This is a genomic window from Brevibacillus brevis, from assembly GCF_001039275.2.
GTDB classification, from domain to species: domain Bacteria; phylum Bacillota; class Bacilli; order Brevibacillales; family Brevibacillaceae; genus Brevibacillus; species Brevibacillus brevis_C.
The window spans coordinates 2,729,058-2,741,320 of record NZ_CP030117.1 but is presented as its reverse complement, the minus strand read 5'-3'; the positions used below and the strand labels follow the sequence as shown (position 1 = coordinate 2,741,320).

The 12,263-nt window shown below is 47.3% G+C and carries 11 protein-coding genes; 4 read left to right on the top strand and 7 right to left on the bottom strand.

The genetic code is table 11. The features are described 5' to 3' along the window. The first annotated feature begins 2 nt into the window (after window positions 1–2). A complete protein-coding gene (locus AB432_RS30740; protein WP_201265923.1) occupies window positions 3–140 on the top strand; it encodes a hypothetical protein in 138 nt (45 codons plus the stop codon). A gap of 30 nt (window positions 141–170) precedes the next feature. Here the strand turns inward: AB432_RS30740 and AB432_RS13915 are convergent, their stop codons facing one another. The 4 genes from AB432_RS13915 to AB432_RS13900 form a co-directional block, all read right to left on the bottom strand. Further along, window positions 171–2,111 (bottom strand): EAL domain-containing protein, encoded by a 1,941-nt coding sequence (locus tag AB432_RS13915; protein ID WP_048032774.1) that lies wholly within the window; start codon window positions 2,109–2,111, stop codon window positions 171–173. 141 nt (window positions 2,112–2,252) lie between these two features. Beyond that, window positions 2,253–3,038 (bottom strand): Fe-S oxidoreductase, encoded by a 786-nt coding sequence (locus AB432_RS13910; RefSeq protein WP_235617686.1) that lies wholly within the window; start codon window positions 3,036–3,038, stop codon window positions 2,253–2,255. Between the two features lie 21 nt (window positions 3,039–3,059). After that, window positions 3,060–4,805 (bottom strand): ABC transporter ATP-binding protein, encoded by a 1,746-nt coding sequence (locus tag AB432_RS13905; RefSeq protein ID WP_048032773.1) that lies wholly within the window; start codon window positions 4,803–4,805, stop codon window positions 3,060–3,062. 197 nt (window positions 4,806–5,002) lie between these two features. Beyond that, window positions 5,003–6,184 carry a P1 family peptidase gene (locus tag AB432_RS13900; RefSeq protein WP_113732270.1) on the bottom strand — a complete coding sequence of 394 codons (1,182 nt, stop codon included), beginning with the start codon at window positions 6,182–6,184 and terminating at the stop codon, window positions 5,003–5,005. A gap of 268 nt (window positions 6,185–6,452) precedes the next feature. Between AB432_RS13900 and AB432_RS13895 the strand changes: the two genes are divergently transcribed. From AB432_RS13895 to AB432_RS30735, 3 genes are all read left to right on the top strand, one after another. Then, complete coding sequence (locus tag AB432_RS13895) at window positions 6,453–7,907, top strand: SulP family inorganic anion transporter (RefSeq protein WP_235617685.1); 1,455 nt, start codon at window positions 6,453–6,455, stop codon at window positions 7,905–7,907. A 215-nt stretch (window positions 7,908–8,122) separates the two neighbouring features. Then, window positions 8,123–9,352 carry an MFS transporter gene (locus AB432_RS13890; RefSeq protein ID WP_048032772.1) on the top strand — a complete coding sequence of 410 codons (1,230 nt, stop codon included), beginning with the start codon at window positions 8,123–8,125 and terminating at the stop codon, window positions 9,350–9,352. A 252-nt stretch (window positions 9,353–9,604) separates the two neighbouring features. Beyond that, the gene (locus tag AB432_RS30735; protein ID WP_201265922.1) at window positions 9,605–9,760 is read left to right on the top strand and encodes a hypothetical protein; all 156 of its coding nucleotides are present in this window, start codon (window positions 9,605–9,607) and stop codon (window positions 9,758–9,760) included. Between the two features lie 137 nt (window positions 9,761–9,897). On the opposite strand, the gene AB432_RS13885 is transcribed toward AB432_RS30735, so the two are convergent. The 3 genes from AB432_RS13885 to AB432_RS13875 are packed head-to-tail and all read right to left on the bottom strand — an operon-like array spanning window position 9,898 to window position 12,198. Continuing rightward, window positions 9,898–10,851 (bottom strand): NADP-dependent oxidoreductase, encoded by a 954-nt coding sequence (locus tag AB432_RS13885; RefSeq protein ID WP_048032771.1) that lies wholly within the window; start codon window positions 10,849–10,851, stop codon window positions 9,898–9,900. A gap of 14 nt (window positions 10,852–10,865) precedes the next feature. After that, window positions 10,866–11,195 (bottom strand): winged helix-turn-helix transcriptional regulator, encoded by a 330-nt coding sequence (locus AB432_RS13880; protein ID WP_048032770.1) that lies wholly within the window; start codon window positions 11,193–11,195, stop codon window positions 10,866–10,868. 28 nt (window positions 11,196–11,223) lie between these two features. Continuing rightward, the gene (locus tag AB432_RS13875) at window positions 11,224–12,198 is read right to left on the bottom strand and encodes an LLM class oxidoreductase (RefSeq protein WP_048032769.1); all 975 of its coding nucleotides are present in this window, start codon (window positions 12,196–12,198) and stop codon (window positions 11,224–11,226) included. Between the last annotated feature and the right edge of the window lie 65 nt (window positions 12,199–12,263).

The following is a 12,263-nucleotide window of genomic DNA, read 5'->3' as shown; positions in this document are numbered from 1 at the left end:
GAATGGAGCGAGTGCAGCAAAACGACAGCAATTCCACTATGCGCCGTCCTACAGAAGAGCCCAAGCTGCCCGAGGCATGGCTGCGTTTTTTGGAAGCTGTTCAACAACAATTTTCCGATAACCAAACAAAGAAAGAGTAAGAAGGATGAAAAACCCAAGGCCTGATCACGTTATGGATCGAGCCTTGGGTTTGATTTTCCTAGTGGAAAGGAAACCTCCACTGTCGTCCCTTTATTCGGGGTACTTGAAAAATGGATATACCCGTCGTGTGCTTGAATGATTTTATAACATATCATGAGTCCTAGCCCGGTCCCTTTTTCCTTTGTACTATAAAAAGGCTCGCCTAGTCGTTTCAGCCGTTCTTCCGCCATACCGCAGCCTTGATCAATGATTCGAATCATTACTTGCTCGTTTTCTTTACGCCCAGCCACGATGTGAATCGTGCCACCATCTTGCATCGAGTCAACGGCGTTTGACAGAAGGTTCATGAAAAGCTGCTGAATTTGATTCTGATCGCACCAAATCACGGTCCCTTCCACTTCCTTGACATCTAGCGCCAGATGATGACACTCTAGCTTCACTTGCATCAATCGGGTAACCTGTCGCAGCAAACTCGCTAGATTTTTTGCTTCATACGGTTCTGTGCACTCTCTTGATAAAAAGACGTATTCTCGCAAGACACTCTCTAATTGGTGAAATTCAGCCTGCATAATATCAAAATATTCTCTCTTCCATTGATCTCGACGGAGCAATTGTACGAAGCCCTTGATAGAAGTTACCGGGTTTCGTATTTCGTGTGCAACCCCGGCAGCCATTTGCCCTATGACGGAGAGCTTGTCTATTTTTTGTAAAAACTCTTCTGTTTGCACGTGCTTCGTGTGATTTCGAATGATAAAGATGACTTGGTTCGCCTCATGTTCTTCATGAATCACCGGAGTGCCTTTTGCCTCCAGCGTGATCTTTTTGCCATTCCGGTCCGGGCAAGTAAATGTAATGAGACGAGGCTGCTTCTTTACCGTGATCTGACGAATCGTTTGCATAACAAGCCTGCCCGTTTCCAATGGTAGTACAGCTAGCAGGTGTCGATTCACAACTTCATCAGGAGCGATCTCCAGAACGGATTGAACGGATGGCGAAATATACGTAATGATCCCCTGACTATTGATGATCACGATAATATCGGACAAGTTTTCTGCAATCATTCGATATGTCGATTCATTCTCATGTTGCTGCTTACGAAGAACTTCTCCTCGCTCATTCTGATCCATTTCGTATGTATCTAAAGCTCGGTGTTGTCCACCATTGAGTAGTAGAAATGCACTGTTCCTAAACCTTTCCTCACGCTTCAACACACGAGCCAAGTCTTCGGCAGGCATGGGCTCACTAAACCAAAATCCTTGAGCAGAATCACAGCCAAGCTGCCAAAGAAAATCCAGTTGCTCTTGCGTCTCTACACCTTCTGCCGTTACTTGCACGCCAAGACTTCGTGCCATCGCCATGACGGTTTTGATAACGGTCGCCTGTGTGACATCACTCATGCATTCCCTTACACAGGATTGATCGATTTTTATTTTGTTCATGGCAAAGCGAGATAGATGTTGAATACTGCTATAGCCCTTCCCAAAATCATCCAAGCTGATTTTTACCCCGATTCTTTTTAGTTCTGCTAAAATTTCGATGGTACGCTCCCCATCTCTCGCAGAATCCTCGGTAAATTCCAGCTCCAAATAGTGAGGCCGCAGGTTCGTTTCTTCTAAGATCGCTTGAATCCGGCTACCCAACTGATCCGATTCCAGGGTATACGATGACAGATTCACGCATGTCACAAGAGGTGGTAGTCCAGCGTCCTGCCAAGCTTTGTTCTGCTTGCAAGCCGTTCTGATCACCCATTCCTCTACCAAAAGAATCAACCCGCTCATTTCTGCTAACCAAAATACCCATTCCGGGGGCAGTAGCCCTCTTTGATGATGGTTCCATCTTACCAGAGCTTCTGCTCCGATTATTTTGCCTGTCCTCAGGTCGTAGAGTGGTTGATAATAAAGGCTAAGCTGCTGATTGACAACCGCTTGATGAAAATCTCGAACGTAGCGATCCAGTTCCTTTTGGTTCATTGTCTGTATACGAACCACGCCTTCCTGGAAATCATTCTGATTTTTCCAACTTTACCCCTGACTCTACTTTATAGGAAGAGGCTAGCCCATGTCCATACGTCTACTGTGTATAGAAAAAACCCTCCACAAAGGAAGGGTCAGCTACGCACGAATTCTCATCAGAGCGCGCTCTTCTTCTTTTATCCGCGGACAGGTATAGCAATACTTTTGCTCCCCCGTCTTATAATACAAACAGCATTGATTCTTAATCCGGACTTTCGCTTGGGGGTCACGCATATCCTCGATCCACCGCACACCCACGCGAAATGGATTTTTTTGCAATCCAAAGCTCTCGCCTTCCAACTGATTACAGAGGAAATCGTAATCAGCCTTCACTTGTTGCTTGATGCTATCCTGTTCTACCAACGCCACAAAAGCATCCGTATGGTAATTGAACTTGGTTGGGAACTGTCCCCAGAGCATCGCTTCTGGGTTTCCCGTTACCTTTGCAAGAGTCGTGAGCAACGGGTGAAGGAAGTCTTGAAAATACGCACGATAGCATTCCTTCAGCCAGATTGAGCGCTCTGCTTCGCTCGTAGGCGCTTCTACGATCTCATACGCCGGTAGCACAAAGACGAATTGCGGATAATCATCCTCGTAAAACAATTCAATCGTCATATTATCCAGTGTCATGGTAAGTGCACGATTCCAGACAGAGATCATATACGATAGACCGAGAGAAGGGCTCGTGAGCCAACTGCTGATGTAAGTACCAGCAGCAGTCAGCTCATGTGCCTTGATTAGCGGAGCATAGATTTGTACGAGCTCATTCATATGTGTCGGGTCTACCAAATCTCTTGCCTTCATCGAAAATAAGGCATTGGGTCTCGGTTTTGAAGAAATATCAAACCGTTGGGCGATAAAATCGTCATCCCATTCTAGCATCATGATCTCCCTCTCTATTCATTATCAAGAAAAAACGCTGTTTGACTGGTCGAGGTACGTACCGAACTGTGCTTGATACAGTCTGCTGTAGATGCCTTCACGAGCCAAGAGCTGATCATGACTTCCTTGCTCCGTAATGCCTTGTTCCGTTACAACGATGATTCGATCTGCATTTTTAATGGTAGCCAATCTGTGGGCGATCACCAATGTCGTACGGCCTTTGGACAGTTCCTGCAAGGACTGCTGGATCGCCGCCTCCGTTTCGGTATCAAGTGCAGAGGTAGCTTCATCCAAAATCAGGATCGGCGGGTTTTTCAAAAACATGCGTGCAATCGCCAGTCTTTGTTTTTGACCACCGGACAATTTGACTCCGCGTTCACCAATAATCGTCTCCAGACCAGCAGGCTGAGAACGGATAAACTCCTCTAGTTTAGCCAGACGCGCTGCCTCCCAGATCTCTTCCTCTGAAGCGTTTAGTTTTCCATACATGATATTTTCGCGAATCGTCCCTGAAAAGAGGAACACATCTTGCTGAACGATTCCGATTTGGCTACGCAATGACGTTAACGTGATTTGGCGGATATCCATTCCATCAATGGAGATGCTGCCCCCGTCGATCTCATAAAATCTCGGCAAGAGACTGCACAACGTGGTTTTTCCTGCTCCAGAAGGGCCTACAAACGCAATGGTCTCGCCCGCCCGGATGTTCAAATCAATATTTTGCAAAACAGAAGACTCTTGGTCGTAGCTAAACGAAACATTCTTGTACGAGATATCGCCCTTCAGCGACTCTACCTGGATCGCATCTGGAGCATCCGCAATATCCGGTGCTGTGTCCATGATTTCGATGTAGCGTTTGAAGCCGGCAATCCCTTTTGGATAGCTCTCGATAATCGCATTAATTTTCTCCAAGGGACGGAAAAATACATTCGTTAACAGTAAGAAAGCGACAAATTCACCGTAGGTCAATTCCCCTTGAATAACAAACCAGCTACCGCAAATCAGGACAAACAAATTGACTAAACGCATCAGGACGTAACTGACAGAAATATTTTGGGCCATGATTTTATAGGACAACAGCTTCGTGAGCCGGAAACGCTGGTTGTTCTCTGCGAATCTTTTGTTTTCAAATTTCTCGTTGGCAAAAGCTTGTACGACGCGCATTCCGCCTACGTTGTCCTCAACACGTGCGTTGAAATCCGCCATGTCGCCATATAGGCGATGGAACGCTCCCGTCATTTTACGGTTGAAGTGAACGACGAAGAATATCAAGAGCGGAATCACCAAAAACGTAAGCAGCGCCATTTCTTCATTAATATTGAACATCAGGAGAAAAGCACCGATCAGCGTCATCACGGCGATAAACAAATCTTCCGGACCGTGGTGAGCGACCTCCCCGATCTCCATCAAGTCATTCGTTAGACGAGATAGCAGATGCCCCGTCTTGGTATTATCGAAAAAGCGGAAAGAGAGCTTTTGAATATGGTCGTACAGCTTCTTCCGCATATCCGTCTCGATATTAATTCCAAGCATATGTCCCCAGTAGGTGACGACATAGTTCATCCCGGCGTTAAGACCATACAAAGCCAAAAGTCCAATGCACGCCCACACGATCATATTCCAATCCTTGCTCGGAAGTAGTTGATCGACGACCATGTTCACTGCAAGCGGAAATCCCAGCTCCAACAAGGCAACGAATACTGCACACGTGAAGTCGAGGATAAATAATCCACGATAAGGCCGATAGTAAGAAAAAAATCTGCGAAGCATTGAAGCAGCAACTCCTCTCTCTCAAGAACAACATCAATCAAGTATTTGATTTTGAAAATCATTTTCATTATATATGGATTTGTCTTTTATATCGATGTTTTATTGGAATTTTTTTCTTCGCGGAGCACATTGGCAGAAAAAAACGGTTCGAACCTCCTTATCCATCAAGGAATGAGAGGCTCGAACCAGTATTTCCCTCAGCGTAAATCTTGATAAGCAGGCACCCCACCCGCTCCTTTGGCAGAAAGGATCGCATTGACGACCGCTTCCGCCAGCACTTCTACACTCAGCGTTCCGACGAGATTGACTGAAGCATCCACGCCCCCTGTGGCAATAGCAAAAATCGTATCTCCATCACTCATCGTGTGAACCGGATGAATCGTTTTTGCGAGTCCATTATGCGCCATTTGCGCGACTTTATTCGCTTGTACTTTATTCAAATTCGCGTTGCTCGCAACCACTGCGATGGTAGTGTTCGTCCCTGCCGGAACTGGGGGAGTTGCCGCATCAATCATCCAGGACAGGCTATCGCGTATATTGCTATCCTCTCCCCTCGCTCCTGCCAAAATTTCTCCTGTGGAGGGTAACCGCACTTCTCCGACGGCGTTCACCGCTACGATTGCACCTACGACAAGACCATTTGGCAGACGGCGAGAAGCTGTTCCAAGCCCACCCTTCATTGCTCGCTTCATCCCAGCCATTTTTCCAACTGTCGCACCTGTGCCTGCCCCGACATTTCCTTGCTGGACTGGCTGTTTGCTGGCAAGACGTGCTGCCTCATAGCCCATCTGTTGATCCGGACGAATTTTGGCACTGCCAATCGATAAATCAAAAATAACCGCTGCTGGAATGATGGGGACGACGCCCACCCCGACATTGTAGCCTTGGCCCTGTTCTTCCATATAACGCATGACACCGCTTGCTGCATCCAATCCGTAGGCACTGCCCCCTGTTAAAACGACAGCATTGACCTCCTGGACAGAATTGATCGGATTCAACAAATCCGTTTCTCGCGTCCCAGGTGCTGAACCTCGTACATCTACCCCGCATGCTGATCCTTTTTCCAACACAATCACTGTACAGCCAGTCAAGGCTTCCTCATTTTGGACTTGTCCGACTTTGACGCCAGGAACATCGACGATCGTACCACTTGCGAGCTTTGGTATTCGGGGTGAGCCGTTCTTTGACGAGCTTCCTTCTTCTCCAGTTGTCTCCTGTCCAATAGCAGTTCCAAGCGTCAGGAGAGAAGCAGGTACGGCTGCAGCCAATCCTAGCATGGCTGTTTTTTGGAGGAATTTCCGCCTGGTTACGGACGGTTTCACTAGCAATTCTTCATCCTTCTCTTGTCCTTGCTTTGCATCCTTCCAATCCTTAGGCATCGTCGTATCCACCCTTCATCATAAAAGTTTAATCGCGTTTATTATTTTTAGAAATTTCAGACTTATTTTCATCTTAACTTGTTTCACTGTCCCACTCAATTCCCCCTTGCACTTTTGGTCGGAAAGTCGTATCTTTGTGCCTTTTACCATTTCCTAAAAAAAGATGGCGAAGAGGACTCCTTTTTACTATAATGAAAAACTGTGAAAAACGGCCCCGACTTTTCTGAAAGGGGAAAGTCACGATACGATACAGAAAAGAGGAACATTTTTGAACCTTCAACAACTAAAAATGGAATGGTTTTCTAATGTACGTGCGGACGTACTTGCAGGTATTACAGTTGCACTTGCCCTGATTCCGGAAGCCATCGCTTTTTCTATTATTGCCGGTGTCGATCCAATGGTTGGGTTGTACGCTTCCTTTTGCATCGCAGTTATTATTGCGTTTGTCGGAGGAAGACCGGGCATGATTTCCGCAGCTACAGGTGCTATGGCGCTATTAATGATCACTCTGGTCAAAGAGCACGGCATCGAGTATTTATTCGCCGCGACTGTTCTGACTGGTATTTTGCAACTGGTACTGGGGGCCTGTAAAATCGGCAGGCTGATGACCTTTGTCCCTCATACCGTTGTGCTTGGTTTTGTCAATGCGTTGGCTATTCTCATCTTTATGGCTCAGCTTCCCCATTTCATTGGGGCGTCCTGGGTTATGTACGTCATGCTGGCTGGAACGCTCGCGATCATATATTTGTTACCGCGTCTCACCAAAGCTGTCCCTTCTGCTCTTGTAGCAATCATCGTCATGACGGTCATTTCCATTTGGGCAGGTCTTGATTTGCGGACCGTTGGAGACATGGGCGAAATCACACGTCAATTACCAATCTTCCACTTTCCTAGTGTCCCGTTGAACTGGGAAACACTCATGATCATACTGCCCTACTCCTTTCCACTTGCATTGGTCGGGATTCTGGAATCATTGATGACTGCTGCCATTCTTGATGAGATGACAGATACCCGCAGTAACAAAAATACAGAAGTGAAAGGCCAAGGGATCGCCAACATCATCACCGGATTCTTTGGCGGAATGGCTGGTTGTGCCATGATCGGACAGTCCGTTATCAATGTGAAATCAGGTGGGCGTGGCCGTCTGTCCACCTTGGTTGCAGGGGTTTTTCTCTTGTTCCTGATCCTGGTCCTTGGAGATGTCGTCAAACAAATCCCGATGGCTGCCCTCGTAGGTGTCATGGTCATGGTATCGATCGGGACGTTTAACTGGCAGTCCATACGGGACCTGCGGAAAATTCCTGTTGGGGATGCCGTTGTCATGATTACGACAGTGATCATCGTCGTCGCTACGCACGATTTGGCTAAAGGGGTCATTTCTGGAGTGATCCTGAGTGCCGTCATTTTTGGCTGGAGGATGGCTCGCTTGCATGCCACCTCCTACGTGAGCGATACTGGTGAAAAAGTGTACGCCGTCTCGGGTCAGTTGTTCTTTGGTACCATGACGCACTTCGTCGACCTCTTTTCCTTTCAGGATGATCCCCAGCAGATTATCATTGACTTTTCTCGTTCCCACGTCTGGGATTTGTCAGCCGTAACAGCTATTTCAAAGGTCGTAGAGAAATACAGACAGTTGGACAAATTCGTCGTCATCACTGGACTTAATGAGGAAAGCAAGCGATTGATTGATCGAGTGGGGATAAGCACGCCTGCCGGACATTAACCTGCCGTTTACATGGAAATCCCCTAACGGATACAAGAGCTGACATCTCTTGTCGTTAGGGGATTTTCTTTTGTCTGAATGAAGTCAAGGTTTCCTCTTATTTCTTTTTTGCAATAGTCCGATCATATTTCCGAATTGGTCAGCAGTAAATTGCAGTGCTAGAATGATCAATAACAATATTCCTGCTTTTTAACTGCAAAGGTTGTGACAGAAAGATGGAATTTTCATGGAAACGTAATTTGATCGTGTTATGGATAGGGGTATTTTTCTGTAGTACCGCCTACTCCATCTCCATCCCATTCCTGCCCATCTTCCTCCATACTTCACTGGGGGTCAATGAGCATCTGGAAGCTTGGTCTGGCATTTCGTTTGGCATCACGTTTTTAGCAAGTGCACTCATCTCGCCATTTTGGGGCTCTCTTGCGGACAAATATGGACGAAAGCCTATGTTGATTCGCTCTGGATTTAGCCTCGCTTTGCTGTACTTTTTGACGTATTTGATTACGGACCCTTATTTGTTTCTTGTGTTACGGATCTTCCAGGGCCTGCTAGCCGGCTACGTACCTGCCGCCATTGCGTTGGTAGCGACGAATACACCAGAAAAAAACGTCGGGTACGCACTGGGGATTATGGCGACTTCGGGTGCAACCGGAGGAATTATCGGTCCGTTGGTTGGCGGCGTCGTCAGTCATGTATGGGGAAACGCGGAAGCTTTCATTTTTTCAGGATTTGTTGTGCTTGTAGCAGCGCTGATCGCTACTTTCTTCGTGAAGGAAACGAACTTGAACCGCTCCGGCAGCCGCTCGAGTGTACGAGAAGATTTGCGTGCTGCACTAGCAAATCGCCCATTGATGTCCATACTGGGTATGAGCCTGATGGTCACGATTTCCGTTATGCTTCTTGAACCTTTATTAACCGTGTACGTCATGCAATTGGGCGCTTCGCAGCAAGACGCTTCTCTCAGCTCCGGCATCATTTTTGCGGCAGTCGGAATCGCGACGGTCATCGCTGCTCCACAATGGGGAAAGCTTGGGACAAAGGTCGGCTATTCCAAAATCTTGTTCATCGGCTTAATGGGTGGGGCGATCGGAAATTTACTGCAATTTTTCTTCACTAATCTGTATGGATTTGGCATTTTGCGATTCGCGTACGGACTGTTTTTTGCCGCTGTTTATCCGTCGATCAACGCCATGATTGTAAAAGTCTCGGAACCAGAATTTCGCGGCAGAGCGTTTAGCCTGAACCAATCTTCGACGCAGCTCGCGACGATGATGGGGCCAATCATTGGCGGCTTTCTCGGGGGACTCATCCCCATTCGCTTCGTATTTATCATAAATGGCATTGCACTGTTGATTACTGCCATCATGATTCGATCCAAGCGATCACAATTGGCCGGACAGCCGATGAAGCAGCAGAGCACGGAGCGTCAGCTAGCGACAAAGTAATGAGTGTAGCACGATTACAAGCAAAAACTCCCTCTCAAGCGTGCAGGTGAGCACCTGGCGATGACAGAAGGGAGTTTTTTCACGTTATCCCGCCTTTTCTTGCACGATCGTATTCGTTACAATAGTACGTATCCATAGGATGAACAGAAGATTCTGACAACCAAAAAGTCAAATTACATACGCCTTGGAACTACCCGCATACACCGATTTGACGAGACCACTCATTTTGTCTGAGGAAAGGGGAACACGTACATGTCGGGAAAAACGGTGATCTTGCTTGTTCTGATCATTATTGGGCTGATCTGTGTCAATCTGTTTGTCTCCAACGGTTTCATTCGCCTGCTTGCTATCTCAGGAATCTTAGGAATTACCTTTGTCTTGCAGGGGGCCGTGATTCGGAAGAGGTGAAGCTGGCGGTTACCAGCGAAGGCGATCTACACAGTCACGCTGGCTTTTTCATGAAAACAGCAGCGGGTTCGGTTGAAAAATCCAATCCTAGCCCGCCGCTGTTACATTCGCGCTATTTACTCGTGCTCGTCTCCCACTCATGAATGGACGAGCACAATCTTGCCACGTACTCTACCCGTTTGACTAAAGAGATGCGCGTCTCGAACGCCTTGAATGGTCAATGGATATATCTTCATCAAAGAAGGCTTTACATGTTTGGCTTCCACCAGCTCACGGATATGATTCATGTTTACCCCATCTGGACGCGTAAACACAAAAGTAACATCCAGCTCTCGTTCTTTCTCAACTGCATCAGCGAACGAAGGTTTCTTGGCATCACGCTCGCCGATAATGGTTGCTACTCTTCCTTGCCGCTTCATAAATGTTAAAGCTTCTCCGTATGCTTCTCCACCCAGCGTGTCCAGCATGAATGTAAATTGTGTAGAGGTGTGAAGTGGTCCCTGATCATACACGATGACTTCATCTGCTCCCAGCTCACGGACATAATCGCTGTTTTTGGAGCTGGTTGTCGTCGCCACGTAGGCACCTAGCGCTTTTGCTAGCTGGATTGCCATGGAACCAATCCCGCCGCTTCCCCCCAACACCAGGACTTTTTCTTCCGCTTGTACCTTCCCTACCTCCACCAATGCCTGCCAAACCGTTAGTCCGACCAATGGAAGTGAAGCTGCTTCCGCATAAGACAAACCACGTGGTATCGGGGCTACGATATTCGCCGGAACGACAATTTCATCTGCGTATGTCCCTTCTCTATCCAGCTCTGGACGGAAGAAGACATCATCCCCGATTTGAAAATCCTGCACATTCGTACCGACAGCCGTTACCGTGCCCGCGGCATCCCACCCTAAAATCAGTGGTAGTTCAAAAGGAAAATCTGCTTGCAGCAGTCCTTCCCGCACCTTCCAATCAACGGGATTTACCCCGCTCGCTTTGATCGATATGAGCAAATCGTCTGGCCCGATTGGTTTTGTTGGCAGTTCAATTTCTGCTAACTGTTGGATGCCGCCGTATTGCTTGATGCCAATTCCTCTCATCGAACTTCCCCTTTTTATTCGACTATTTTTTGCAATTGGTTTTCGATGTGACTCTCTCCCCATTCACACATGACATCCAGGACCTTCGACAGTGTCTTGCCGTACTCAGTCAAGTCATACTCAACACGTGGGGGAACCTGCTGAAAAACATTGCGGGTGATAATGTTGTCCGCTTCCAATTCTCGCAGTTGCTGCGTTAACATTTTTTGCGTGATGGCAGGCATTGCGCGTTTCAATTCGCTTGTCCGCTTTGTTCCTTTTGCCAACAAGCAAAGGATCACCACTTTCCATTTTCCTCCAATAACCTCCAATGTTGCCTCTACAGGGATATTGTATTTTCCCATGTCCTCCCCTCCTCATATGAAGCTGGAATCAAACTCGCTCCGGTGAATCGATATGGGCCGGAAAATAAGGCAATACTTCTTGTCCTAGCTCATCGATGACCTCGTCAATGGGACGCTTGCTAGGGAACAGGGCGAAAAACAAGTGATTGACACCGACCTCTTGATACATGGCCAGTAGTTCCAAAAGCATTTTTCTACCAACTCGGTAGCCTAATCGAATCGGCGTGACCGACTCATCCGGATTTTCCGCAAGATCCAAGTGAAGAGGCTGAATAAACGGCTTGAATACACCTGGATGATATTTCTGGACAAGCTCTCTCCATTCTTGGATGGCATGTGCTTGATTGAATGGATCACGCGGGTAATAAATCCAGCCATCTCCGTTTTGCGCAAACCAGTCCATTGTTTGTTGACTGTACCCCGTGATAAAAGTAGGAATGGGCGCGGTCGATTTTGGTACCAGATTCGCTCCGTCAATCATGCCATATGGGGAGTTGATTTTTGGGAAATCCTCTGCCATGACCTTCTGCAAATAGTCGTAGCCATCGCGAAACAGCTCTGCACGTTGTTCATGTGGTACATTCAATCCATGAAAATCAGCCCGTCTGTCCCCGGAAGAAATCCCCATCATCAAACGTTGGGGAAACAAATTTTCGATGGTCGCTGTCTCTTTTGCCACTCGTAGCGGATGCCGCAGTGGAAGAACGATACTTGAGGTACCGAAAGCGATTTTTTTGGTTTGCGCAGCCAAATACGTTAAATAAATCATCATGTCATAAATTTGCCCGGTTGCAGGGTCACCAAAAGCGGGGTCCTGCAAAATCACATCCCGCAGCCAGATTCCGGTAAAGCCATAGTCTTCTGCCGCTTGGACGAGTTCAACCTGGCGCTCCATTGTCGGTGCTTCCCATTCGTATGCCTCTAACGGAATGTGAAATCCCAAGGTCATCTTGCCTTCTTGGAACATTCGCTGAAATCCATAATGACCGTCGAATTTGCTCATCGATGCTCTCTCCTTACGTGATGTATATGGAAATCAACGGCGGACTCATGCATTCATCCATCCGC